The sequence below is a fragment of the Bradyrhizobium sp. in8p8 genome, from assembly GCF_000426845.1.
Lineage (GTDB): Bacteria > Pseudomonadota > Alphaproteobacteria > Rhizobiales > Xanthobacteraceae > Bradyrhizobium > Bradyrhizobium japonicum_C.
In genome coordinates, this window is sequence record NZ_AUGD01000009.1 from 276,707 (window position 1) to 298,292 (window position 21,586).

The 21,586-nt window shown below is 63.9% G+C and carries 31 protein-coding genes; 7 read left to right on the forward strand and 24 right to left on the reverse strand.

Annotation, left to right across the window (positions count from 1 at the left end; genetic code table 11):
- Positions 1-106 precede the first annotated feature (106 nt).
- From fliE to flgB, 3 genes are read right to left on the reverse strand one after another with little or no spacing between them, the layout of a single operon-like run.
- Positions 107-415, reverse strand: coding sequence for a flagellar hook-basal body complex protein FliE (gene fliE, locus K408_RS0123500; RefSeq protein ID WP_024340948.1), 309 nt, complete (start codon positions 413-415; stop codon positions 107-109).
- Between the two features lie 16 nt (positions 416-431).
- Entirely contained in the window at positions 432-857 is a 426-nt protein-coding gene (flgC, locus tag K408_RS0123505) for a flagellar basal body rod protein FlgC (RefSeq protein WP_024340949.1), read from the reverse strand.
- 36 nt (positions 858-893) lie between these two features.
- Positions 894-1,298, reverse strand: coding sequence for a flagellar basal body rod protein FlgB (gene flgB / locus K408_RS0123510; RefSeq protein ID WP_024340950.1), 405 nt, complete (start codon positions 1,296-1,298; stop codon positions 894-896).
- A 347-nt stretch (positions 1,299-1,645) separates the two neighbouring features.
- Between flgB and K408_RS0123515 the strand changes: the two genes are divergently transcribed.
- The gene (locus K408_RS0123515) at positions 1,646-2,605 is read left to right on the forward strand and encodes a flagellar biosynthetic protein FliO (RefSeq protein WP_024340951.1); all 960 of its coding nucleotides are present in this window, start codon (positions 1,646-1,648) and stop codon (positions 2,603-2,605) included.
- Positions 2,602-3,360, forward strand: a complete 759-nt coding sequence (gene fliP / locus K408_RS0123520; protein WP_024340952.1) for a flagellar type III secretion system pore protein FliP — start codon at positions 2,602-2,604, stop codon at positions 3,358-3,360. The genes K408_RS0123515 and fliP overlap by 4 nt, the downstream gene beginning before the upstream one ends.
- A 188-nt stretch (positions 3,361-3,548) precedes the next feature.
- Here the strand turns inward: fliP and K408_RS0123525 are convergent, their stop codons facing one another.
- Positions 3,549-7,256 (reverse strand): tetratricopeptide repeat protein, encoded by a 3,708-nt coding sequence (locus K408_RS0123525; RefSeq protein WP_024340953.1) that lies wholly within the window; start codon positions 7,254-7,256, stop codon positions 3,549-3,551.
- Between the two features lie 421 nt (positions 7,257-7,677).
- On the opposite strand from K408_RS0123525, the gene K408_RS38510 reads away from it, so the two are divergent.
- Both K408_RS38510 and K408_RS0123535 read left to right on the forward strand, forming a co-directional pair.
- A complete protein-coding gene (locus K408_RS38510) occupies positions 7,678-7,875 on the forward strand; it encodes a hypothetical protein (protein WP_024340954.1) in 198 nt (65 codons plus the stop codon).
- Positions 7,876-7,961: 86 nt separating this feature from the next.
- Complete coding sequence (locus tag K408_RS0123535) at positions 7,962-8,789, forward strand: three-Cys-motif partner protein TcmP (protein WP_024340955.1); 828 nt, start codon at positions 7,962-7,964, stop codon at positions 8,787-8,789.
- On the opposite strand, the gene K408_RS0123540 is transcribed toward K408_RS0123535, so the two are convergent.
- Positions 8,784-9,530, reverse strand: a complete 747-nt coding sequence (locus K408_RS0123540) for a DUF5131 family protein (protein WP_024340956.1) — start codon at positions 9,528-9,530, stop codon at positions 8,784-8,786. The two genes, K408_RS0123535 and K408_RS0123540, sit on opposite strands and share 6 nt — an antisense overlap.
- Before the next feature lie 165 nt (positions 9,531-9,695).
- Between K408_RS0123540 and K408_RS0123545 the strand changes: the two genes are divergently transcribed.
- Both K408_RS0123545 and K408_RS0123550 read left to right on the forward strand, forming a co-directional pair.
- Positions 9,696-10,298 (forward strand): ATP-dependent DNA ligase, encoded by a 603-nt coding sequence (locus K408_RS0123545; protein WP_024340957.1) that lies wholly within the window; start codon positions 9,696-9,698, stop codon positions 10,296-10,298.
- Positions 10,295-10,564 (forward strand): hypothetical protein, encoded by a 270-nt coding sequence (locus K408_RS0123550; RefSeq protein ID WP_024340958.1) that lies wholly within the window; start codon positions 10,295-10,297, stop codon positions 10,562-10,564. The genes K408_RS0123545 and K408_RS0123550 overlap by 4 nt, the downstream gene beginning before the upstream one ends.
- A 124-nt stretch (positions 10,565-10,688) precedes the next feature.
- Here K408_RS0123550 and K408_RS0123555 read toward each other — a convergent pair whose 3' ends face one another.
- The 10 genes from K408_RS0123555 to K408_RS42240 all read right to left on the reverse strand — a co-directional run bounded on the left by K408_RS0123555 (position 10,689) and on the right by K408_RS42240 (position 15,941).
- On the reverse strand, positions 10,689-10,916 hold the full coding sequence (locus K408_RS0123555; RefSeq protein WP_024340959.1) for a hypothetical protein: 228 nt from the start codon (positions 10,914-10,916) through the stop codon (positions 10,689-10,691).
- On the reverse strand, positions 10,903-11,136 hold the full coding sequence (locus K408_RS0123560) for a hypothetical protein (protein WP_024340960.1): 234 nt from the start codon (positions 11,134-11,136) through the stop codon (positions 10,903-10,905). The genes K408_RS0123555 and K408_RS0123560 overlap by 14 nt, the downstream gene beginning before the upstream one ends.
- On the reverse strand, positions 11,136-11,567 hold the full coding sequence (locus tag K408_RS0123565; RefSeq protein ID WP_024340961.1) for a hypothetical protein: 432 nt from the start codon (positions 11,565-11,567) through the stop codon (positions 11,136-11,138). The genes K408_RS0123560 and K408_RS0123565 overlap by 1 nt, the downstream gene beginning before the upstream one ends.
- Positions 11,564-11,746, reverse strand: a complete 183-nt coding sequence (locus K408_RS0123570; RefSeq protein WP_155248584.1) for a hypothetical protein — start codon at positions 11,744-11,746, stop codon at positions 11,564-11,566. The genes K408_RS0123565 and K408_RS0123570 overlap by 4 nt, the downstream gene beginning before the upstream one ends.
- The gene (locus tag K408_RS43495; RefSeq protein WP_245265910.1) at positions 11,746-12,141 is read right to left on the reverse strand and encodes a C40 family peptidase; all 396 of its coding nucleotides are present in this window, start codon (positions 12,139-12,141) and stop codon (positions 11,746-11,748) included. The genes K408_RS0123570 and K408_RS43495 overlap by 1 nt, the downstream gene beginning before the upstream one ends.
- Before the next feature lie 27 nt (positions 12,142-12,168).
- Complete coding sequence (locus tag K408_RS40335; RefSeq protein ID WP_024340964.1) at positions 12,169-12,669, reverse strand: hypothetical protein; 501 nt, start codon at positions 12,667-12,669, stop codon at positions 12,169-12,171.
- A 129-nt stretch (positions 12,670-12,798) separates the two neighbouring features.
- Complete coding sequence (locus K408_RS0123590; RefSeq protein WP_024340965.1) at positions 12,799-13,251, reverse strand: hypothetical protein; 453 nt, start codon at positions 13,249-13,251, stop codon at positions 12,799-12,801.
- A 7-nt stretch (positions 13,252-13,258) separates the two neighbouring features.
- Complete coding sequence (locus K408_RS40740; protein WP_024340966.1) at positions 13,259-14,617, reverse strand: peptidoglycan-binding protein; 1,359 nt, start codon at positions 14,615-14,617, stop codon at positions 13,259-13,261.
- Between the two features lie 73 nt (positions 14,618-14,690).
- Positions 14,691-15,332 (reverse strand): hypothetical protein, encoded by a 642-nt coding sequence (locus K408_RS38525; protein WP_024340967.1) that lies wholly within the window; start codon positions 15,330-15,332, stop codon positions 14,691-14,693.
- Positions 15,333-15,419: 87 nt separating this feature from the next.
- A complete protein-coding gene (locus K408_RS42240) occupies positions 15,420-15,941 on the reverse strand; it encodes a hypothetical protein (protein ID WP_155248586.1) in 522 nt (173 codons plus the stop codon).
- On the opposite strand from K408_RS42240, the gene K408_RS42245 reads away from it, so the two are divergent.
- Positions 15,904-17,073, forward strand: coding sequence for a hypothetical protein (locus K408_RS42245; protein ID WP_155248587.1), 1,170 nt, complete (start codon positions 15,904-15,906; stop codon positions 17,071-17,073). The two genes, K408_RS42240 and K408_RS42245, sit on opposite strands and share 38 nt — an antisense overlap.
- Positions 17,074-17,610: 537 nt before the next feature.
- On the opposite strand, the gene K408_RS0123610 is transcribed toward K408_RS42245, so the two are convergent.
- Genes K408_RS0123610 through K408_RS0123650 form a run of 9 tightly spaced genes read right to left on the reverse strand, consistent with a single transcriptional unit; the run spans position 17,611 to position 21,576 of the window.
- On the reverse strand, positions 17,611-17,988 hold the full coding sequence (locus tag K408_RS0123610; protein WP_024340969.1) for a hypothetical protein: 378 nt from the start codon (positions 17,986-17,988) through the stop codon (positions 17,611-17,613).
- On the reverse strand, positions 17,985-18,152 hold the full coding sequence (locus K408_RS42250) for a hypothetical protein (RefSeq protein WP_155248588.1): 168 nt from the start codon (positions 18,150-18,152) through the stop codon (positions 17,985-17,987). Before K408_RS42250 ends, K408_RS0123610 begins: the two co-directional genes overlap by 4 nt.
- Before the next feature lies 1 nt (position 18,153).
- Complete coding sequence (locus tag K408_RS0123620; protein WP_028145976.1) at positions 18,154-18,372, reverse strand: hypothetical protein; 219 nt, start codon at positions 18,370-18,372, stop codon at positions 18,154-18,156.
- Positions 18,369-18,653 carry a hypothetical protein gene (locus K408_RS38530; RefSeq protein ID WP_029674274.1) on the reverse strand — a complete coding sequence of 95 codons (285 nt, stop codon included), beginning with the start codon at positions 18,651-18,653 and terminating at the stop codon, positions 18,369-18,371. Before K408_RS38530 ends, K408_RS0123620 begins: the two co-directional genes overlap by 4 nt.
- 5 nt (positions 18,654-18,658) lie before the next feature.
- Positions 18,659-19,378, reverse strand: a complete 720-nt coding sequence (locus K408_RS40340; protein WP_024340970.1) for a hypothetical protein — start codon at positions 19,376-19,378, stop codon at positions 18,659-18,661.
- 3 nt (positions 19,379-19,381) lie between these two features.
- Positions 19,382-19,750, reverse strand: coding sequence for a hypothetical protein (locus tag K408_RS0123635; protein ID WP_024340971.1), 369 nt, complete (start codon positions 19,748-19,750; stop codon positions 19,382-19,384).
- The gene (locus K408_RS38540) at positions 19,747-20,004 is read right to left on the reverse strand and encodes a hypothetical protein (RefSeq protein ID WP_024340972.1); all 258 of its coding nucleotides are present in this window, start codon (positions 20,002-20,004) and stop codon (positions 19,747-19,749) included. The genes K408_RS0123635 and K408_RS38540 overlap by 4 nt, the downstream gene beginning before the upstream one ends.
- The gene (locus tag K408_RS40345; RefSeq protein ID WP_024340973.1) at positions 20,004-20,852 is read right to left on the reverse strand and encodes a hypothetical protein; all 849 of its coding nucleotides are present in this window, start codon (positions 20,850-20,852) and stop codon (positions 20,004-20,006) included. Before K408_RS40345 ends, K408_RS38540 begins: the two co-directional genes overlap by 1 nt.
- A 22-nt stretch (positions 20,853-20,874) precedes the next feature.
- Positions 20,875-21,576, reverse strand: coding sequence for a hypothetical protein (locus tag K408_RS0123650; protein ID WP_024340974.1), 702 nt, complete (start codon positions 21,574-21,576; stop codon positions 20,875-20,877).
- Positions 21,577-21,586 lie beyond the last annotated feature (10 nt).

Sequence of the window (21,586 nt, forward strand, 5' to 3'; positions counted from 1 at the left end):
AAGGCCTCTCCCCCGTTCGTTGCGAGCGGAGCGAAGCAGTCCAGGCTGCGGCCGAGGAAGGATTCTGGATTGCTTCGTTCCGCTCGCAATGACTCGGGGGCCGAAATCAGATCGGCATCTTCATGATGTCTTCGTAGGCCGCGATGACGCGGTCCCGCACCGAGACCAGCGTGGACACTGCGACGTCGGTGTCCGCGACGGCCGTCACCACGTCCATGACGTTGGCCTTGCCGGCGGCCATCGCCACCGTCTGCGCATCGGACTTGCGGCCGGACTCCATGACGCTGCCGACGGCGTCCTTCAGCAGCGAGGCAAAGGATTGCCCGCTCGGTTCGCTGCCCTTGCCTGCGCCGCTGTTTTCCAGCACACGGGCGAGACTGGCGTACGCATTGGCGGCGACTGTCGGTGATGCCATGGCTCAAATGTCCTGTTCAGCTCTTGAGGATGTCGAGCGTGCGCTGGATCATCCGGCGCGTCGCAGTGATGATGTTGAGGTTGGCCTCGTAGGACCTTTGCGCATCGCGCATGTCGGTCATCTCGACCACCGAGTTCACGTTGGGATACTTGACGTTGCCGCTCGCATCCGCAGCCGGATTGTTCGGCTCGTATTTGACGCGAAAGCTGGACTGGTCGGGCTTGATCCGGCCCAGTGTGACCACTTGCGCATCGAGCGTGCGGTCGAGCGCGGAGGAAAAGGTCGGAACCTTGCGCCGGTAGGGATCGCCGCCGGCGGTCTGAGCGGTCGAATCCGCGTTCGCGATGTTTTCCGAAATCACCCGCATGCGGCCGGCTTGCGCCCGCAGACCGGAGGTCGCGATTGCCATCGAGCGGGCAAAGTCGCTGCTGTCATTGGCCATGATGCGCCCTTAGCTGCCTTGTTTCCGGATCATGCTCTAGCCTTTGCCGATCGCCGTCTTCAGCAGGCGCAGGCTCTTCGAATAGAGCGAGGTCGCCGCCGCGTAATCCATCTGGTTGCTGGCGGCTTTCATCATCTCTTCCTCGAGATTGACGGCATTGCCCGCTGGACGGGTCTCAAAGCCCGCGTTCCTGTTCTGGTCGAATGCGGAGGCGGCCCCCGATGGCGCCATGTGGGAGCTGCTGGTGCGCGTGAGCGCCAGTGGTCCCATCGAGCCTGCGACTGTGCCGCTCTTGTCGAACTTCGGCTCGACCAGGTCGCGCGGCCGGAATTTGGGCGTGTCGGAATTGGAGACGTTCTCGGACAGGACGCGCTGGCGTTCCTGGTGCCACTGCATCTTGGTGCGAAGCGCCGACAGTTCCGGAATATCGTTGATGGACATGGTCGCGGCTCCTTCCGCCGCCACGGACCCTGGGTCCGAAGCTAGGCAGAATTTGCCGCGTGTATGGTTAACAGCTGGTTAAGATATCACGGGCCCGTGTCCCCGAACGGCACACGCATGCGCCCGCCCGTGATTTTTCGCTCCCAAACCGGTATTAACCCATCCGTTTGGCGGTGCGTGCACGGGCCAAGAAGTCGTTTTGGATCGAGCGATTCATGGGTTATTAAGAGTTGGGGACGGCAAAACTTGCCGTGGGACGTTAAGAGATCGCAGTTTGGGGCATCGTTGGCCGGTGGTTGGGTATCTGACCATGGGCACGAAAAAAGCGCCATTTGTCGGGGACAAGTATGCAAGGCAGCCCTATCACCTTCATCGTCGCGTTCATCGTCGTTCTGGCGTTGATCGGCGTCGCTGCTTGGCTGGTTCGCCGATTCGCCGGCAGCCGGATCGGCGCCAATACCCAGCGTGGCCGGATGCCCCGCCTCGCCGTGATCGACGCTGCCGCGGTCGACGGCCGGCGCCGACTGGTGCTGGTCCGGCGCGACAATGTCGAGCATTTGCTCATGATCGGCGGCCCGACGGACATCGTGGTCGAGCCCAACATCGTTCGTGCCGCGCCCAGCCGCGACCAGCTTCCGCAACGTCCAAACGCCGCCGAGCCGCCGCGCCTTGCTCCCATGCCCGATGCCGGTGGTTGGGCCGACGAGGCGCCGCGCCCCGAGCTGCTCGATCATCCCGAGCCGCAAATGCCCGAGCCGCCGCCGCGACCGGCGCGCCCATCCTTTGCCGACGAGGTCCGCCGGCCTGCGCCTACGCTGGCTGAACGCCGCAGCGAGCCGTCGCTGGGAAGCTTTGCGCCCGAGCCGATTGCGCCGCGTCCCGAGCGCGAACCGCGACCGGAGCCGCTGCCGCCGCGCGTCAGCCGCAGCGAACCGCCGGTGATGCCGCGTCCGCCGCGCGGGAGTGAGCCGATGAAGATGCCGCCCGTGCGCGCCGAGCGCGCGGCTGCGCCGCCACCGCCCGTGCCCCAAGCGCCGCCCGTGCCGCCGCCTGGCACTCCATCCAGCGCCGAGCAGAACCTGGCCGAAATGGCCCAGCGGCTGGAGGCTGCCCTGCGCCGCCCGGCCGGCGAAACGGTCGCGCCTCCGGTTGCGCCGGAGCCTCCGGCTGCTCCTCCGCGGACGGCACGCAGCGAGCCGGCGGCACCACCCGCCCCGCCTCCGAAGCCGGCCGCGGAAAAGACCAGCTTTGAAAATCTCGAAGACGAGATGGCCTCGCTGCTCGGCCGTCCGAAGCCGTCTTCGTGAGGCTGCCGACCCTCCCGCGTAGAGTTCTTTTTCTTTCTGTCCTGTTCGGTGCGGCATCGCTCGCAGGCTTTGCGCACGCGCAGGACATCAGCATCAATCTCGGCGGCGGTGCTGGCGGCGGCGTCACCGAGCGCGCGATCCAGCTCATCGCGCTGCTCACGGTCCTATCGATCGCGCCGTCAATCCTGATCATGATGACGTCGTTCACGCGCATCGTGGTCGTGCTATCGCTGCTGCGCACCGCGATGGGCACCGCAACCGCTCCGCCGAACTCGGTGATCATTGCGCTCGCGATGTTCCTCACCTTCTTCGTGATGGGTCCGGTGCTGCAGAAGTCCTATGACGAGGGCATCCGTCCGCTCGTCGCCAACCAGATCGGCGTCGAGGACGCGCTCCAGCGCGCTTCCGTGCCCTTGCGCGGCTTCATGCAGAAGAACGTGCGCGAGAAAGACCTCAAGCTGTTCCTGGACCTTTCGGGTGAACCTGCGCCAGCCACCCCCGACGACCTCGCGCTGCGCATCCTCGTCCCCGCCTTCATGATCTCCGAGCTGAAGCGCGCCTTCGAGATCGGTTTCCTGCTCTTTCTGCCCTTCCTGATCATCGACCTCGTCGTCGCATCGGTGCTGATGTCGATGGGCATGATGATGCTGCCCCCGGCCACGATCTCGCTGCCGTTCAAGCTGATCTTCTTCGTCCTGGTCGACGGCTGGTCGCTGGTGGCCGGAAGCCTGGTGCAGAGTTACGGGGGAGGATGAGCTCGGGCGACGTCAGCGAAGCATCCTCTCCGCTCTCAACGATAGCTCTCGACCTCTCCCCGTCATTGCGAGGAGCTCTTGCGACGAAGCGAATCCGGGCTGCCCGTGGAACGATCCTGGCTTCGCTCCGCTCGCAATGACGAGATTGCAGAGCCATCGCTTGCCGCACCTTGCGCGGCACCCCAGCCCTAACGCGTCATCTTGATCTGACGCACGACCGGAATTGTGGGCAGCGAGCCGGTGTGGTCGGACTCGTCCTTGACCTGCGGCGAGCCAGGCGCTCGCGCCGTGGCGTCGGGGAAGCGCTGCTTCATCTCGCGCAGGAATCCGTCAAGCGTATCCACGCTGGCGGCCAGCTTCGCGATCTCGGCGAATTCGGCGCTGGAAGCCGCGGCCGGCTTGCTGGCGATGTCGAAGGCGAGACGGTCGGCGCTCTCGCTCATCAGCGGCGCGTATTTCTCTCGGAAGCGGGACAGGCCGATCGAGTCGTCGGCGAGCGCGTAACCGACGGCGGCGCGGATGATGTCGCTCTTCTCGACCGCGTTGAGCGGCTTGAAGTCGCGGAAGCGCTCGCCGTAATAGAGCTCGATCTGCTCGGCGGCCTCACGCCAGCGCCGCGCCGCCCAGAAGATGTCGGAGCGGAGGCGCAGCACTTCGCGCCCGGAGACGTTGGAGACGATGTCGAGCGCGAGATCGTGACGGCCGACGTCGCTCTGCGCGCGCGCCTCCAGGAGCAGGCGCTGCTGCCTGAGCTCGCCGGAGAGATCGCTGATGCGGCTCGCGCGCAGCGCGGTGATCGCCATGTCGGGCTTGCGGTTGGCGAGATAGATCATGGCGAGCCGCGCGGCGACTTGGGCGCGCGCCGCCCCCTCCAGGCGGTGATCGACCTGGTATTGCAGCAGCTCGGCCGCCTGATCGAGCAGATCGATCGAGGCGAGACGGTCGGCGAGACGACGGATCAGCTCGTCGCCGCGGCGGCCGATCGGCGTCAGCTCCCGGAATTCGTAGAACATCCCGAGCGCCTCGACGGGCGGCAATTCGTCGCCCTTCGGCCCTAGGAATAGCTGCGTGAACAGATTCGATGCGAGGTCCTGCGCCTGGCGCGAGGCTTCCGCGTTGGGCTGGAGCCTCGTCGCGGTGCGCGCGGCGGTGAGCGCATCCCGATAACGCCCGCTCTCGGCATACATCTGCGACAGCATCTGCAGCGTCCTGACCTCGATCGCGTCGCCGCGCCACGTCATCGACAGCGTCTCGAGCTCGCGCAGCGCCTCGTCCTTGCCGATCTCGTCGCGCTTCTGACGCAGCGCGATCTCGAGCTGCTTGGCCTCGGCCGCAGCAGGACGGTCGCTCGAGGCGACCGCGAGTTGGTAATCGTCAAGCGCATCCTTGTCGTGTCCGAGCGCCTCGGCGAGCCGCCCGCGCAGCACCGCGAAGCCGGGCCCTGCCTCGGGCGGGACACCCACCACCTCGAGCTCGCTGCGGCGCTTGGAAGCGCCGGCATAATCTTTCACCTCGAGCGATGCGCGCATCGCGTCCATCGTCACGATGCGCTGGATGTCGAGCGGCAGCGAGGCGATGGCGAATTCGACGTTCTTGAACTTCTCGCGCGCATCCGCCCATTTGCCCTGGCGCGCATAGGCGAGCGCCTTCCAGAGCTGCGAATCGTGGCTGTTGCCGATCACGGGATTGGCGAGATCCTTCAGGCCCTGCGCCGGCCGGCCGATCAGGATGCTGGCAATCGCATGCATGATCAGCGCACCGCTCTCCTCCTTGTTGAGGGGATCGGCCAGCATCAATTCGGTAACGGCCTTCGCCTCGTGATACATCGCGCGCGACATGTAGAATTGCGCAAGATCGAGCCGCGGCAGGGAACGCAGTGCCGGTTCGACGGCCGAGATCGCCATCATCAATTCGTTCTGACGGTCCCAGAAATTCTCCGACTGGCCCTTGCGCCAGCCTTCGGGGCTGAAGACCGGCCGCACCGCCGTCGGGGCCCGCTCGGCGGAGATGTCGACCGGCGACAGCGTCAGCCCGCCCTTCTTGCCGAGGATCACCTTGTCGGCGCCGACCTCGACGCCGATCTCGTCGGAGTTCGGCCGGATTGCGATACCGTGCGCGGATTCCAGCAGCGAGAGGTCGACGAGATCCTGCCGCTTGATGAAGCCGCGCACCGGCCGCTGCGCGGTGACGACGTAGAGCATATCGCCTGCATCGGGATCCGTGAGCTTGTGCAGCATGCCAGGATTGGCGAAGGGAATCGCGATATTGGCGAGCGCCGGGTCGGTGATGTTGCGCGACATCATCAGCGGCAGCGGCGTCGCCTGGATCTTGTCGGCGAGCGTCAACAGCCAGTTGGTCTCCTTGCCGACCTCCTCGCTCCTCAGCGAATAGACCAGCGGGCGGGTGAGGCGGATGCGGACCGCCTGCCCCTTTTCGAGCGGGATGCGGCCGGCCTCGCCGATCATCGCGCCGCCCTTGGTGCGGATCGCTTCGACGTCGATCGGCTTTGGCGAGTCGAACACGAGCCAGACGGTGTCGCCGCGGCGGAACGCCGCCGCGGCCGTCGCCACCTGAATCGGGAACGTCACGCGCAGGCCGTCGCTGTCGCGGCGCGCATCGACGGCGGCAATCGCGGGCTGCGGTGCGGGAGCGATTTCGGCGGCTGCTTTAGCAGTCTCCCTGACTGGCTCCCTGGCGGCGTCCTTCACTGCCTCTCTGGGCGCTTCGGTCATGACGGGCCTGGCCGGTGCGGCCTCCGGAACGGGCTGCGCAGGCTTTGGTGCTTCCTTCGGGCCCTCTACAGCTTGCGCAGCCTGCGTCGCGGGAGCCGGCTTCGGCGCTTCAGCCGGCGGCATCGCGGCAGGCAATTCCGGCTTCACGCCAGGCTTCACATCGATCTTGGCCTCGCGCGCGATCGTCTCGGATGTCGGCGGCGCAATCTCACGCTCTGTCTCCTTCTTCTCGGGCGGGGCCGCAGGAACGGCCGTGCGACCGCCCGGCTTCATCTGCGCGATCGCCGCCTCGGGAGTCGCCGCCATCTTGCCCTTGTCGGGCTGGAAGGAGACATCGACGACGTAATTCTTCTCGTCACGGAAGGAATGCACGTCTGAATCACCGATCAGCGCGATCTCGACATTGGTCTGGTCGATGTCGGCCTTCTGCTTGATCGAGGCGACGTTCGGCGGCGCCGCGACGACCGCGTCCGCCAGGTCAAAATTCAGGTTGGCATTGAAGACCAGCGTGAGCTTCTGCTCGTTGAGCACGGAGGAGACGCCGACGCCGTCGGGCATTTCGAACACGAATCGCACGAAAGTCGGCTGCACGGAGGCGCGCACACGGATCTGCGGACGCTTCTTGGCCTCGGCGGCGGCGCGCTGGGCCCGCAGCGCGCGCTCGGCAACGCGTGCGCGCTCGGCGAGCTCCTTGACCACGTCCAAGGGCAGGCTCGGCGGCGGGCCCTTCCAGCCCTCAGGCAGCAGGTCGACGAAGGTGCGCTCGCCGGCATTCATGGTATTGACGGTGACGCGCCGCACCAGCGACAGGCGGATGGCGCCCCCGTCCGGATCGCGGCGAGCGGAGTTGACGTAATCGGGAGCGCCTTCCGGAACACGATCGACGGGAACATCGACGGGTCGGTCGAAACGAATGACGAGAATTGAGCCGGCCGTCGTCACCTCGGAAGGAACGTCCTCCCCGAGCTTGATGACCAGACGGGCAAAGCCGCCGCTGGCCGAAAACGTCGCCTCGCCCCTGATCGGATCGGCCGCCCGGGCCGGCTGCGCAAGACCGATCAGGACACAGGTCGTCAGCACCGTCGCCCGGCGGAAATGACGCGACAAGCCCCGCGCGACAGCGCGGGCTCGCGATACAAATCCAGCGGCAGCCTCTCGCGCCATTGGCGGCATTTCTTCCGGTTCGGCGGTCATGCCGGCACTGGCGCCGGCCCGTGCCGTCGACTCTAAGGTTTTGCCAATTAAGGACTTCTTAACGCTATCCCCTTGGGATGATTGAGCCGGTGTGCGCCGAAGCGGGGCTCTTGTGCGCGTGCCTGTTCTCGACCTGTTCATAGGTCGTATATCCGGAGGAACCCGGTTGCGGGATTAACCCGATATCTTAATGATTGCAGGACGTTGATTCGTCTCGAAAAGAGAAACGGCCCGAAGTTCGCACCTTCGGACCGTTTTGATCGAGGCGGAGTGTGCCAAATCCGTTGCCGTTGCACACCCTGGAAGACAAACCTCGAAGAGAGGCGCACCACGCCTTATTCGAGGTCCTCTGTCAAGACGGCTGCAGTCTAACCAGTCACAAGGACAAATCATGACTGGAATTGCGCCTGACGGCTTCGGCCGTAACCCCTCGTACACGATCAAGCCCAAGGACGTTCCCATCATCAAGAAGCGCATCCGCGAGGGTGACTTCCTGAACAGGATAGCCGCGGACTACGACGTGAACCCCGGAAGGATCAGCGAGATCAAGACTGGCCGCCGATACGGGGATATTCCGGCCGCGCCGTGAGGCGTTAACGGGGAGGCGCAACGCGAGTTGCGCCTCTTTCCGCAAGAAAACACCAATTCAGCTCAGCACCGTTGGTTTGAGGGCAAATGGGCGAACTCGTTCGCGGCGATGACGGCCTCGATGTCGAAGAAGTAGGGCCCTGGGCGAGGGACAAGATAGCATCCCTCTGTCGCTACATTAGCATTTCCAGGGCCGTCCGGCGAAAATGGCTCGGCCCGGGCAAAGCCGGCGCAACTTATGTCGAGCTATTTTGTGGACCCGGGCGCTCGAAAGTCCGCCGCAAGGACCAGTTCATTGAGGGGAGCTGCGTAGCGGCGTGGAAGGAAAGCGTGCGGGCGGGCGCACCATTCAGTTCCGTATTCGTCGCCGATGCTGATGACAATCGCCGAAAGCTAGCGGTCGCCAGGTTGCAGCACGCCGGTGCGCCTGTCATCGAGGTAGAGGGTGATGCGGTCACGGCGGCTCGAACAATCCGGGCCCTGATGAGCCCTAGTAGCCTGCACTTCGTGTTTGTCGACCCGTACAACTTGGGCGCCTTCAAGTTCGAGGTGATGGAGACGTTCGCCGGTTTAAGCTACATCGACATGTTGGTGCACATCAGCAAGATGGATATTCAGCGAAACACCGGTATGAACATCCGAGCTCAGCGGGCGGCTTTCGACGATTTTGCACCCGGTTGGCGATCAGCGGTCGACATGGCACAACGTCACCCGACTGTTCGACGGCAGATGTTCGAGTTCTGGCGCCGCAAAGTGTCCACGCTCGGTATATCGCCCTCAGCCGATATGGAATTGATCACAAATGAAGGCGGTCAGCACCTCTATTGGCTGACGCTGCTTGCCAAGCACGAGCTGGCCCTCCGGTTCTGGAAGGCTGCGGCAAATAAAACTGGCCAGCAAGAGATGAAGCTATAGAGACGCTGTCGGCATCTCGTCGTAGGTGCGGCCGTTGAGCATCCTGCCAGCAGCCTTTTTGTTCTTACCGCCCCACTGCTTAAAGAAGAATGCAGTCCCGTAGCGCCGGCACGCTGCCTCGATCTCGCTAACCCAGTTCGCCGCCATGGGCCGGGCTCCAGGACCGCTCTCGCCGCCGACAATAGCCCAATGGATGTTCTTCAGGTCGGCGCTGGCGACGGACCCCAACAGCGGTTCGAAAGAAATGAAGCGGATCGCAGAGCGCACGCGGCGAAGATCGTCGATGCGGGCAAGATAGTCGGAGCTCTCTACGCTCGTGCCAAGCCAGACGTTCGGCAGGACGGGCAGGTTGGCCGTGATCTCGGCCATGTTGTCAGGCCGCTTTGTGAGGATCTGATAGGTGTGCTGCGGCGTCGCAGCCATCGTCGACCAGACCTCGGCAACAAACGCGGCCGGCACATCCGCATGGAAAAGATCCGACATCGAGTTTACAAAAATCTGGCGGGGCTTGATCCAGCTCCTCGGCACACCAAGGGCCTTGCGATCAAGGAAAAGCTTGCCGGTCCACTTGGCGCGGCCGCCGGATTTGCGGGTAAGGCCGCGATATTTCGCTTGCCCCATCGCATCGAGGCGCGCCGCCATCCGCATAGCATAACAGTTGGTGCAGCCAGGCGAGAGGATGGTGCAGCCGGCAACCGGGTTCCACGTCGCATCGGTCCACTCGATCGAGGTTTCTGCCATTACATTTCTCCACGCCCTCAGAAGGATCTAAAGCAAGGCATGATTAAATAGCCGTTTCTCCTGGGTCTTTCGATAGCATCCGCAGGCGCAGCCTACCGACCATAGGTTGCTGTTCGGGTGTACCTCCGACTCGACATTCGCACAACGGCGCATAAATCTCGCATCATGCGTTCGATTTTCGAGTTCTGCCTGCCGACGGCCGCCAAGGCTGTGCCGGTCGGACCTGATTGGCTCCATGAAGTGAAATATGACGGCTACCGGCTGCGCGTGGAGCGCGCCGGAGACCGGGTCCGGCTGTTCACCCGGAACGGCCACGACTGGACCGGACGCTTCCCATGGATCGTCGAGGCCTCCCGGAAGAACCGCCAGTCGCACTTCATTCTCGATGGTGAGGCGGTTGTCCTGGGCGTCGACGGGGTCTCCGACTTCAACGCCCTGCACTCCCGCAAATGCGATGCCGAGGTTCAGCTCTATGCTTTCGATCTGCTGGCGGCGGACGGCGAGGATCTCCGCCAGCTTCCGCTGTCGATGCGAAAGGCGAGCCTTGCGCGCCTGTTGGGCGGCCGGCCGGACGGCATCTTCATTGCACCCTTCGAGCTCGGCGAGATCGGTCCCGACCTGTTCCGGGCCGCCTGCGGCATGGGTCTGGAAGGCATCGTCTCGAAGCGCCGCGATCGGCGCTACATCAGCGGCCGCACGAAAGAGTGGATCAAAATCAAGAACCGGACACATCCGGCGATGTCCCGGGTGATGGACAGTTTCAAGTGACCGGCCGTCGGCAGCAGGACAGTTCGCAGAAGATCACGCTCGGTGAAATGCGCGCAGGCCGGGGCGGCACGCGCGCCCTGCTCGTCTACTGCGCCGATTATCGCTGCGGCCACATGATTAGGCTGTCACCTGCCGATGTCGACCGGTGGTCCGACGACGTCCAATTGTCGGATCTCGAGCCGAAATTCACCTGCAGCAAATGCGGCCGGCGTGGCGCCGACGTGCGGCCAGATTTCGACCGGCCGAACATGGGCACGGCCGATTGAGGCACATATGAACAGGGCATAAAAAAAGCCCCGGGCGCGAAGCCCGGGGCAGGTTGTCACTTGGAGGTCCCCCAAGGAAGGGGTACCGGCGGCCTATGGCATAACCGTCCGGTCTCAGAGGGCGCTAATCGCGCCCAATCTCGCAGGTCTCTGTCGGGTCCTTGGCGTTAGCGACATGCGACGCTGCTGCGCTCGCGATGACGGCCTGCCAGATACGATCAGCACTCGCCTTGCGCAGATGATCCTCGCGAAGGTTTGCCGCGATGATCTGCTGATCGGCATAGGTCAGCGGCGCGACCGTCGCGCGCGGCGGGTCGATCCAGCGCTCGCTGATCGGATCAAACCACCGCATCGGAGTTCCCCCGGCGCGTCGATCGATAGCGATGCTCGCCGCGGCCGCGCCGGCGAAGATCACCCTCGTCATCCAGAATGCTGGCGACCATCTGGTCGGTGGCGACGGTTTTCATCAGACGCCGAAAAAGCGAGCGTGGGCTGATGTTGCGGATACGAGCGCACGCGTCGAAATAGCGAAAATCATCGTCGTCGACCTCGATCTGAATGCGGGTTGGCATCAGATGCCGGTCCCCTGCACGAAACAGAACACGTGGCGCTCACGGCTCAGGAAGATGACATTGTGGCCGGTGGGATTGCCGCGATCCCATTTCAGCTTGTGCGCAGGCACCTCGATCTCGGTCCCGACCGGAACATGCGGCCGCCCGCGTGGCGCGTCGGGACGGTCGTCGGTGATGGTGGCATAGGTCTTGCCTTCCCTGACATGCACCTCGTCGGCAAAATACGCATCGGCTTCGCCGCAGCAGGATGCGGACGGAACGTCGGGCTGCATCAGCCCTTGATACCACTCCCGCAGCGCCTGATCGGATGCTTCCCATTGGCCGAGATCGCGCGCGTTGCTGCGCGCGCAGCTCGCAACGCCTACGCACATCAGCAGCGCCAGCGCGATCAGCCAGAAAAAGACGGTGCCATGCTCGTCGAGCTCTCTCACACCCACCTCCCGAAATGAACGATCAACAGCCCGGCGAGCGCGATCAGCGCGATGGTGAAGCCCGCCAGAAAGGCCGCTTCGGCCTTGTCCATGTTGCGCCGCTCGAGCCATGCCTCGACCGCGCACGCGGCCGCGCCGAACACGGCCACGGCGACGATGACGGCCAGATGCTTGAGCATCAGAGCCATCTGTAGGCGATCACGCCGCGCGTGGACCGCGGCCGGACCCGCACCCGGCCGCTGTCGTTGCCGGAGCGAAGGATGATTATTCCCGGAGCTGGAACGCCGACGATCTCGCCGACATGGTGCCGCCACACGGCGATCACCCCGACGGCCGGACCGCCGGCATTACGCCCCACGGTGGCCCAGGCGCGCGCCAGATTGAGCCGGGTGTCGCTGATGCCCTTCTGCAGCCTCAGCCAGCATCCGCACCAGGCGATGCCCCTGCAGGCCGCCGGACGCGCGTCCAGCGCCTGCGCAGCCGTCTGCGCGCGGTGGTGGTGGCGGGAGGGACGCGCGTCCGCTGGCCACGCCAGCGCGAGCGCCATCGCCGCCAGAATGACGGTGCGAACCATGTCGGATGTCCCCGTTGGATGAGGGCGTCAGCGCGCCTTGAGCTGAAGCTCGAGGCGATCGATCGTGCGTTGCAATTCGTCGATGTGTCGGCGCTGCGTCTCGCGCTGCTCCGCCTCGATCTGAGTGAGCCGCTTGTCGTTGACGCTGTAACGGAACTCAACCTCCTGCCGCGGAACGAGCTCGCGCTTGATCGCGTTGACATCGTCCCGGACGGGAGACAACGTTTGCCAGCCCACGCCCCCCAGCACAGTCACCATGAATGCCGCCGCCGAGATCAGCACCGGCCACGGCGTCTTGTTGCGCTCTGTCAATTGGGTCGCCAGGGACGCCAGCGCCGAGCGGAATTCCGTCGCCAGGCTCGTTATGGCCTTATCGATCTTGACGTCGAGCCCAAGGAGGCGATCGTTGATCTCGCGTACATCGCCGTCCAGATTGCTGACCTTGACGTCTAGCGCAGCGAGTTCGGATTGCGAAGCGGCCCCGTCCAGCAATGCTGCCGCGGGAGGCACCGATGCTGGCGCCGTCATGGGCGATCTTCCCCGGCGGCGCGGCTGCGAACCTGGTCGTACCATCGCTTGCCCTCGATCAGTCGCCGGTTTGCTTCCTTGAGGGCGTCGCGGGTCTGCGCCAGCTTGGCCCGACCATCGTCATTGAGGTCAGCGCGCGGTACTCCGACCGGCTCCATGAGCCTTTCCGGCGCCGGCGGCAGCTCGCGGGCCAGCGGGGCAGGATTTTGATGCGATGCGCATCCCGCGCAAATCGTCGCAAGTAAGAGCGCAGCTGGGCGCCGGACGGTTCTTGAGCTCTTCGACATAGTCCGCTGTCCTCTCCTGCTCTTCCTTGGCCTGCGCCTCGATCGTGGCCAGCTTCAATGCGGCGTCCGCGGCCGCGCGGCGCGCATTATCGCGGTCCTTTTCCATCGCTTTGATCTTCGATTGCAGCGCCGCGGCCTGGCACTTGCCCTCGGCCGAGCTGCGGCCGGCCTCATAGACCTTGATCGTGTACAGGCCTGCGCCGCCCAGCGCGGCTCCAAACAGGATGGCGCCTGCGATCACGGGCGAGATCGAGATGCCGAACATGGCGGCGATGCGAACGATCAGCGCGGTCATGGCTGCTTCACCGGTTCATGTTCGTGGCATTGCGGTGCTCGAGCAGCCGGCGCGCAATCACCCGGTTGCCGAGCCGGTAGGCGACGAAGCCCCCGGCGGCCGCGAAGATCCACCAATGCGCTGTAGCCCAGCCGGCGATGTCCCCGATGCTCTCGGTGAGCGACCGCAGCGCCTGTACCTGGCCCAGAGCCTCCTGAGCATGGTCGAGCGCGCCAGTCGAATGGCCGGCCTCACCGCCGAGCCCAAGGGCCAAGCCGATCTTGCCGAGCAGGCTGACGCTCTGACCGCTCTTGACGGTCTCGGAGCCTGCGGCTGCAAGATCCTTTACGGTCGCGTTCTCGCGCGTCTCGGAGATCGGCTTGTCAGGCATGTCCTGGAATTCGGCCCATGTGGCAGCGTCGACCTCGCCGGTGGTCGGAAGGCCGTTGTCCGCCTGGGCGGCCAATACCGCCGCGCGCGTTCCGCCGGAAAAAACGCCGTCGACGGCGCCGACGGCGTAGCCCTTTGAGGCCAGAAGGTCCTGCAGCGCCTTGACCTTGAAGTCGGGCTTGTCGTGGCCGCAGCCGTAGCGCAAAACGCCTTCATCGATCTGGCTCTCGGCCTCGTCCGCGTAGGCCGGCTCCGGTGTATCGGCCGGGAAAGCTCCAGCGGGCTGATCCTCAGAAATGGCCGCCAGAGCCGCTGCGGGGCGCGCTGGCGAGGGCGCCGCGTCGAGGCTCTTGAGTACGGGCCACCAGCGGGCGAACCACTGCTTGCGCCCGGCGAGCCCGTTCTTTCCCCCGTTCAGCCTGAACGTTACGCCTTCGATATCGCCGAGCGGCAGGCTCGGCTTCGGCGCGCAGAACGGCAGGCAGCCGCACATGATGAAGTCGGCCACCGCGAAGTCAAAGAACAGGTCAGGATCGTTGAGGAGATCGGGATTGCCGAGGAGGTCGTACCCTGCCGCGGCGCCCAGCCTCGCGTACCCCTCGCGCCCGGTGGTTTGCGAACCGCCCCGGCCGCGGAAATCGTAGCCGTCATCCGTCCCAGGACGGTTGCCCATGCGACCGTTGTAGACCTGGTTGGCGAGCTTGCGCGGTTTGCGGAGGAAGGGAACGGTCGACGCGGTGGTGGGGAACCGGCGCGGCCAGGCCCTCATCATCGCGGCCGGCGTCGTGTAGTTGAGGTTCTCGACCACCTCCTGCCCGGCGTTACATTCCCAGCTCAGTTGCGCCATGATGTGCGCGAGCTGCAACGGGGTGGTGATCTTCCGCTTCTTCAGCACCGCCTCTGATGAGCGGGCGATTCCGGCGATCAGACCGCTGATGCGGCTATCGCCATGGGGCCACATCTTGCGCAGAAGATGCTCGTCGATCCTGAGGGCCATTGGCGTCCTCCAAATGAAAGGCCGCCCGGAGGCGGCCGCGGCCAATCTGCAAATTGCCTTCGATTTTGCCGTTTCAGACGGCGCCGATCCCCGACGCGTCGAAGCCGGCGAACACCCGGCCCATCCAGGTCTTGACCAGCCCGCGCAGCGTCTCGGATTCATCATCGTTGGTGACGAAGTCGGAGAAGCCGGAGCTGATCTCATCCACGCGCGAGGCCGCGCGGGTTGCAAGCCTTGGAACGTCGATGCCATTCTCGGCTGTCCACTTCAGATCGTCGGCGCGGTTGTTGCGCACGAGGTAGTGCGTGGCACCCTGCAGCGCGTCGGTGATGGGCCGGATCTCGGCCAACGAGGTGACGCTGCCGTCCAGCACATGAAGCACGCCGATCCGCAACGATCCTGCGCGGACCTTGTCGAGAAAACCAATCTCGGCGAGCGTGCGCAGGGTCGGCGTCAGTAGCCCAGCCTTGATATCGATGACGGTGACCGGTGAGCCCTTCAAGGCATCGAACACCTGCATCTGGCCGTCGGTGTGCTCGAGATCGACCAACTCGGTCTGCGCCGGAAAGAAGCGCTTCAGGACTCCTCCGGCGATCTTGTCCTCGGTATCGATCGCGCGGCAATTCTTCTTGAAATAGTCGACCAGCAGCCGCGCCACGGTGGTCTTGCCGACCCCGCCCTTGTCCGAACCTACGATATAGACCTGCGGGATCATGACCCGTTTCTCCTGTAATCGATCTGGCGATGGTGTAGCTGCGCGCTGGTAGATCGCGGCGTTGTCCAGGAAGTCAGTCACCGGACTTCAGGCCGGCTGCGCGCCAGCCCTGATGATGCCGGTCCACATCGGAATTTTCGGACCGGTCTGAAGCGTCACGATGAGGTAGTCTCGATAGGTGCCAGGCGAGAGCGCTGCCGTTTCCGCGGCCGGCACGTCGATCGAGACGCTCGATGCCGCCAAGTCGACCGATATGCCGTTTCCGTCCGTCAGCGTTACGAAGTTCGTTCCGCCGTCGACGCTATCGAGCTTCCACTGAATGGTGGCGCCGCTGAGTCCAAGCGGCGTGCCATCGGCGTTGAGCTGAGGTCCGCCGAGCTGCCAGTCCATGCCGCAGATGAAATCGAGCGGCTCGTGAACGTTCATTGCCGTGCTCCCGAGAATGGATGCCGCCGACTGGCCTCTGACCAGCACGTCCGATTTGCCGGAGATGATATATTTCGTCATCCGGCCGACCACGCGCAGATACCGGTTGACGACATCCTTTATGGTCGAAGCCAGAGATACAGAAATGCGCGCGAGCGACGGCACGGTCAGCGTGCGGTCCATGAACCGCTGCACGGTGATCACGGCGCCTGCCGGAACGATGACAGTTCGCGCAATTGCTCTCCTGATCAAGACCATCACCGCATTAGTCGAGATGGTCCGGACGAGATTGCTGCGCCGAAACGCTGTAATCGAGGATGATGTGGAGAACGCCACCGTCAGCTTCGTGACCGCGGCATCGATTATTGACAGGACGCTGCTGGCGGTCACCGCCATTATTCGATCCATCGCACGCCGCAGCGCGAGCGCTGCTGGCGCGGCGATCGCAAGCATCAGGACATGCGCGGCCGTCGAGGTGGTCGTCGCGGCGCTCGCAGCTACTGCGCCAAGGATGCGGCCTACCTGTCTTCCCGAGGACATCTGCGAGGGCGCAAGCACCGACAGCCTGGACGATATCGACCGGCCGATCGTTACGAGACTGCCGGACGTCACGGCGGACAGACGCTCAATCGTGCGGGCAATCCGCACCGTAGAGGTCGATGAGGTCGCCAAGAGCTTCATCGATTGCCGGATCGCGACGACCATCCCGACCGATGTCGCGAACAACTCGATGACCTTGACCTTGACCGCGTGGATGGATGCGACCGAGCTCGCGGCGATCGCGGCGATCTTACCGACTGCAGTGCCGGCCGCGACAAGGCTGCTGTTGAGCGTCGCCACTTGCTTGTCCGCGCGACTAGTCAGGGAGGGATCCGCGTGTCCTGACAATGTGCGTCCGATGGTGATCGCGCCGAGGCGTCCGACCGTCGATTCCGTAGTAATGAGAGGCTTCTTGGCGATCTGCCGCTGGCCAAACGCAACCGTCGCCGGAGTCGCGATTGCAAGCAGCTTCTGCCATTGTTGCAGGACCTGCGCTACCGCACCAGAACCAGATGCGGTCAACCCTTTGGAAGCGCGCCGCCCAATCGAGAGGGCAGCGGAACCAGCGGCGGAGAGCCGACGCGATGCCGATCGCCCTGCCGACACAAGTGACGATCCTGTCGCCGACAGCCGCTTCGTGGGGCCGCATCTGACGGTGACTGCACCAGGGGCCGTCATGCCTAGGTCAAGATTCTGCACCGTGATGACGTTCGACACGATCTCGACCAGTGCCGTACGCCAACCAGCGAGCGTGCCAGACAGCGACATGCTGTGAGGCGCCCACGTCGTAAGCCCAGCGGCATCGAACGCGCAGAGTTCGGCGACGACATCCAATTGGTCGACGCGAGATGCAAAGTCGCTCGGCGGATGGATCGATAACGATTGATCCGTCGACATGTGGCCTACGGCGGCTACGATGATCGATGTACCGTCGGTTCTCTCGATCGTGAAACCGGCATTGCCTACGGAAACGGTGTTGGACGTTCCTCCGCTTGTCGATCCAAAAACAGACGATCCGCTGCCGATACCCAGGGTACAGTTTGCGTCCGGCCTGTAGACCAGGCAAACCAGCTGGGTCGCGTTGGTCCAAGCTCCGGACGTTTCCCCTGAAGATGTCGCAATCCGATATCCGCGCGACATCGCGCAGTTGTTCCCCGCCCCGCTGAGCAACTCTGTGAACGGTGCCGGACAGGTGGGGCGGGTAAGCGAACCATCCCTGAATGCGAAGATCAGGATCATATCCCCGGCTTGATGCGCGGGGATCGTAACCGTCGTGCCGGAAGACGATGACGTCCCGACGAGGGTCGTCATCTCAGGTGTATTGGACCTTCAGCGTGAACGCGATGCTGTCGTTGGCGGCCAGGTTGATGGTCGAGAAGTCGCAGTAGTAGTCCATGTTGCCGCCGGTCGGCGGGCTGCCGGAGCCTGCCGCATCGAATGCACCGACTTCGGTGATGGCGCGCGTACCGGCCGCCGTGATCGTGCCGGTGAGTTGCAGCGTGTCATTCGTGACCGACGTCGTGACCTGCGAGGTCGTGCAGGCCGCGCGGGACTCGGTTGTTGACGTCGTGGTCACGACGTTGGCGCTCGCTGCGGCAGCAGAGCCTGTGCCCAATTGGAAATACCAACTCAGCGCCGCCAGTGCCGCGGTCACCCTCGCCAATCCGGCGTTTTGCGTACGTGCGGTCATGCCTTAAATCTCCTCTTCAGGCTGAGCAGGACGTTCATGAAGATGCGCTTGACTGGGTTCGAGCTGGTGTAACCCAGCATGCCGAGTTCTTCCTTCGTGCCGTCGGCGCGCGTGATGACGGCGGTGAGCTCGGCCCGCTTCACCTTCTGGCTGACGATCAGCATGTCAGATCAATCCATCGAGAACCGGCTGGAACTGGTCAAGACTGTGGATCGTCTCGTTGAGCGGCTTGGTGCGCGTGTCGGGATCGTAGACGAACTCGATATCGCCGACCGTATCGAACCACTGCACGGCATGGATGCCGGCGAACTGTGAGCAGTCGACGGCGTGTTTGACGCCGTCGACGATGACAACGTTGTCGGGCACGACGATGGTGATCCTCATCGCAACAGCTTCCCCGCCTGCATCTGGATATCCATCCGTTCGACGATCTCGTTGCGCATGCTCTCCACGGCCGCGCCGGCTTGGCGCGATTGCTGCGCGCCTTCGATGAGCAGCATCGGCAGCCACGCGATCGCGCACCGCCAGTCGTCGACGGCTTCACCGGTGTTTGGATTTGTGCCTCGGATCTGCACCCAGAGCGGGCACTTGTGGCAAACCTCGGACATGTCCGCCTTGTGCAGCGGACAGACGAGACCGGGATCGGCGTGAGGGGTCTGGGCCAAGGCGATCAATTCCTCTGGGCGATGATCAGGTCAACATATTGCACGCGCATGTCGAGCGTGTGCGCATGCGACCCGCCGCCGCCCGCCGTTCCGGTTGTCTTGTTGACGGTCTTGTCGCCGCGGTCGGCCCCGCTCTGCGCATTCCAGCTGGCCGTCCCAACCCCATCGATGAATTCGTCGGTGTAGGCGTGATCGTGGACCGGCATCTGAGCGATGGAGAGTGTCGTCACGTCCGATGTCCGGCTGGCGAACATCGCGGAAAACGAACTCGTACCGCCAGATGATGCCGTTCCGCTGACGACGCGCAGAGCCTTGTCGTTGTGAGTGGTCTGCTTCGTCCAACCAGTCGGAGCATTGCTTTGTTGGAACAGCATCTTCGTCCCGGACGGGATGGTCGAGTTCGCAACCGATTTCTGCGGCGACGGAAACATGTCGACGATCGGCGCGACCAGGAAGTCGACGGGCGACGTAGTGCCGTCCGAATTGAGGATAATCGTCGTTCGTGCCAGCGTGTGCGACGACGTGCTGTAGGTGCCGTGCCCCCATTCGGTCTGGCTGCCGTCCGCAGTGCGCGCGTAGTAACGATAGACCGCGCCATCGACGACGTCGCAATTCTCGGGGACGTCGTGTGTGCTGATATCGTCGGCCTCCGCCGCGGCACCAATGCCGAAGCTTCCGGTCCCGATGGTCGAGGCCTGCCATTTGCAAAAGTTGTAGAACGGCATCGGCTAAGGCGTACCGGCCGCCCACCGCGTAGGCCCGATGTTGTGGCTCAGCGTGCCGCGAAAGACCTCCAGCCGCTGGGCCCCGTCAAAGGCCGACATGATGATCGAATAGACGTAAGACCCGCTCGGCAGGTTCACCAGGCTGGACCGCGGAATGCTGACGGTCACCGTGGCGCCTGCGTCGGTCACGATCAGGAGCCCGTTTTCGGTCGTGGCTTCGATCCACGCCACCTCGTCCTCCGGCCGCGTCCGCACCTGCATGTGCAGCGGATTGCTTCCGACCGTCGAAAGACCGTTCGCAAACGGCTGTGTCTTCGACAGGCTGAAGTCTGCGTCACTGTATGTGACGAGATCGACCGAAAGGCTGCTCATGATCCGGATTGTCCCACTTGCGTCGCACCGCCGATAAACGCGCACGGCATCGTGTCGACGATCTCGATGTCGCCGTACTCTCCCTTCATGGCGCGGAACCAGAGCTCGCGGCCATGCGGCTCGCAATCGAAGAGCGATGCAATGAACGGCACCGGTGACGGAAGTTCCTCGAACCACGCCGTCAGGTGAATATCGGTGTAGTCGCCTCTGACGATCTTGGGATGCACCGCGGAGACGATCGTTCGCTGGAACATCAGGCAATCCGCTGCATCAGCGAGATATATGGGTCGAGCCCGTTGACATTCTTCAGCGCTCCGGCCTGCCCCTGGATGACGAAGCCAAAGGTTGAGTGCACGCGGTACGTCCCAGAGTATCCGTTCGACCCATCGTAATTCAGCTTTGTAATGCCAGGATAGGATGTGACGTTCGCTATAGAGCCATTGCTGGAGCCAAAGCACCAGGAACCAATGGCGTCGTTCCCCACGATCAGCGACGTCGCCTGTCCTGGAGGACCGGCTGGCCCGGCAGGGCCGGCGGGGCCGGCGGGACCAGTTGCACCCGCAGGCCCGGCTGGGCCCGCTGGGCCTGTCGCCCCTGTTGCACCGGTCGGGCCGGCGGGACCACCAGTTGCCGCCGTTCCGAGCATGAGCTGCCATTGTGTCCCGTCGTACACGATGATCGCGATACCGTTTGCGACGATGACGCCGGGGGCCAGGTTCACCAGTCCCTGGGTGAGAAGCGGCTTAACGATACCGTTGCAGGTAACGTCCGTCGTTCCGGTGTTCGTCTCCTTGACAAGGATCCATGCCTTTAGGCCTTCCACCAGGGTGGCGGGCGCCGGATCCAGGTCGATCACGATGTGATCGGCGGTGCCAATGTCGACTGCCCAGTTCACGCGGTCGATCTGCTGCGCCCTTGAAAGCTGGTTGAGGTCGCCGTTTGTCGGCGTGAGCTGATTGGCGAGGATGTTGTTGACGATCTCCCGTTGCGTGTACTCGATCGCCGCGGCTGGAATGATGCTCGGCTGAATGCCGATCGTGGGGTTGCCATCGACATAGGTCTGGTTTGGACCGGCGCCGGCGTAAGGAGGATTATATTCCATCTCTGGCTTACCTCGATGTGCTCTAGAAGTTCACCGGCGGAACTTCGTCCCACTCGATCGCGGCCGACCATGCCCACACACCGGTAGCCGGAACCGTTGCCTGGAGCACGAAGCCCTCGTTCTGCGTCAACAGCAGCGGATGATCGCTCCCGAGCTTTTCGAAGATCTTGACCGGAAGTCCCGCGAACTGGGTGTTCGTCGAAGTCGGCGCGGCACCGTTGTGCGCGTCCAGCGGGACGCTGTCGAGCGTGCGCGTTCCCGCGGTCAGCGCCCCTGTGCTCGCTCGCTGGATCAGGCATGCGGACCCCGACATCGATGCTGCCAGCTTCCCTTGCGGGGTCGTCATTGTCTCCGCCGTGCCGGCCGTGTCCTGCACGCTGAAGCCTCTCGCGACATACATCTCGAACGTCGCAAGACCGGTGGTGAAGCCGGTACTGAGGCTCCATGCGTTGAGACGAACGCGCCGGATGAGAGCGTTGAGGTTGGATGACGGGTTGCGGAATGCGAGGATCGGAGAGTTCGAGGTCAGACCGGCTCCCATGGAGCCGCTGCGAACAAGGCGGTGGAAGCAGCCGCCGATGCCGTAGTCGACCGGATACAGCGTGGAAAGATGCCGGACGATCTGCAGCGAGCCGTCCTGCAGGCTCGAAACATCCTTCGCCCTCAGCTCGAACGGATTGTCGTTGCCGTCCTTCAGGAGAAAGTTGTCGTTTGGAGATGGCATTGGAGGTCTC

Coding starts and splice junctions, on each gene's coding strand:
- K408_RS0123620 (WP_028145976.1), bottom strand. CDS start 18,372: ATGAGGATCACCATCGTCGTGCCCGACAACGTTGTCATCGTCGACGGC.
- flgB (WP_024340950.1), bottom strand. CDS start 1,298: ATGTCCATCAACGATATTCCGGAACTGTCGGCGCTTCGCACCAAGATG.
- K408_RS0123635 (WP_024340971.1), bottom strand. CDS start 19,750: ATGAGCAGCCTTTCGGTCGATCTCGTCACATACAGTGACGCAGACTTC.
- K408_RS40345 (WP_024340973.1), bottom strand. CDS start 20,852: ATGGAATATAATCCTCCTTACGCCGGCGCCGGTCCAAACCAGACCTAT.
- flgC (WP_024340949.1), bottom strand. CDS start 857: ATGGCCAATGACAGCAGCGACTTTGCCCGCTCGATGGCAATCGCGACC.
- K408_RS38510 (WP_024340954.1), top strand. CDS start 7,678: ATGACTGGAATTGCGCCTGACGGCTTCGGCCGTAACCCCTCGTACACG.
- K408_RS38540 (WP_024340972.1), bottom strand. CDS start 20,004: ATGTTCCAGCGAACGATCGTCTCCGCGGTGCATCCCAAGATCGTCAGA.
- K408_RS38525 (WP_024340967.1), bottom strand. CDS start 15,332: ATGATCCCGCAGGTCTATATCGTAGGTTCGGACAAGGGCGGGGTCGGC.
- K408_RS42245 (WP_155248587.1), top strand. CDS start 15,904: ATGCGCGCGAGCGACGGCACGGTCAGCGTGCGGTCCATGAACCGCTGC.
- K408_RS0123525 (WP_024340953.1), bottom strand. CDS start 7,256: ATGGCGCGAGAGGCTGCCGCTGGATTTGTATCGCGAGCCCGCGCTGTC.
- K408_RS40335 (WP_024340964.1), bottom strand. CDS start 12,669: ATGACGGCGCCAGCATCGGTGCCTCCCGCGGCAGCATTGCTGGACGGG.
- K408_RS0123610 (WP_024340969.1), bottom strand. CDS start 17,988: ATGACCGCACGTACGCAAAACGCCGGATTGGCGAGGGTGACCGCGGCA.
- K408_RS42250 (WP_155248588.1), bottom strand. CDS start 18,152: ATGCTGATCGTCAGCCAGAAGGTGAAGCGGGCCGAGCTCACCGCCGTC.
- K408_RS40740 (WP_024340966.1), bottom strand. CDS start 14,617: ATGGCCCTCAGGATCGACGAGCATCTTCTGCGCAAGATGTGGCCCCAT.
- K408_RS0123535 (WP_024340955.1), top strand. CDS start 7,962: ATGGGCGAACTCGTTCGCGGCGATGACGGCCTCGATGTCGAAGAAGTA.
- K408_RS0123540 (WP_024340956.1), bottom strand. CDS start 9,530: ATGGCAGAAACCTCGATCGAGTGGACCGATGCGACGTGGAACCCGGTT.
- K408_RS0123560 (WP_024340960.1), bottom strand. CDS start 11,136: ATGCCAACCCGCATTCAGATCGAGGTCGACGACGATGATTTTCGCTAT.
- K408_RS42240 (WP_155248586.1), bottom strand. CDS start 15,941: ATGGACCGCACGCTGACCGTGCCGTCGCTCGCGCGCATTTCTGTATCT.
- K408_RS0123590 (WP_024340965.1), bottom strand. CDS start 13,251: ATGACCGCGCTGATCGTTCGCATCGCCGCCATGTTCGGCATCTCGATC.
- fliE (WP_024340948.1), bottom strand. CDS start 415: ATGGCATCACCGACAGTCGCCGCCAATGCGTACGCCAGTCTCGCCCGT.
- K408_RS0123515 (WP_024340951.1), top strand. CDS start 1,646: ATGCAAGGCAGCCCTATCACCTTCATCGTCGCGTTCATCGTCGTTCTG.
- K408_RS0123570 (WP_155248584.1), bottom strand. CDS start 11,746: ATGCTCAAGCATCTGGCCGTCATCGTCGCCGTGGCCGTGTTCGGCGCG.
- K408_RS0123555 (WP_024340959.1), bottom strand. CDS start 10,916: ATGCGGTGGTTTGATCCGATCAGCGAGCGCTGGATCGACCCGCCGCGC.
- K408_RS0123650 (WP_024340974.1), bottom strand. CDS start 21,576: ATGCCATCTCCAAACGACAACTTTCTCCTGAAGGACGGCAACGACAAT.
- K408_RS40340 (WP_024340970.1), bottom strand. CDS start 19,378: ATGCCGTTCTACAACTTTTGCAAATGGCAGGCCTCGACCATCGGGACC.
- K408_RS0123545 (WP_024340957.1), top strand. CDS start 9,696: ATGCGTTCGATTTTCGAGTTCTGCCTGCCGACGGCCGCCAAGGCTGTG.
- K408_RS43495 (WP_245265910.1), bottom strand. CDS start 12,141: ATGGTTCGCACCGTCATTCTGGCGGCGATGGCGCTCGCGCTGGCGTGG.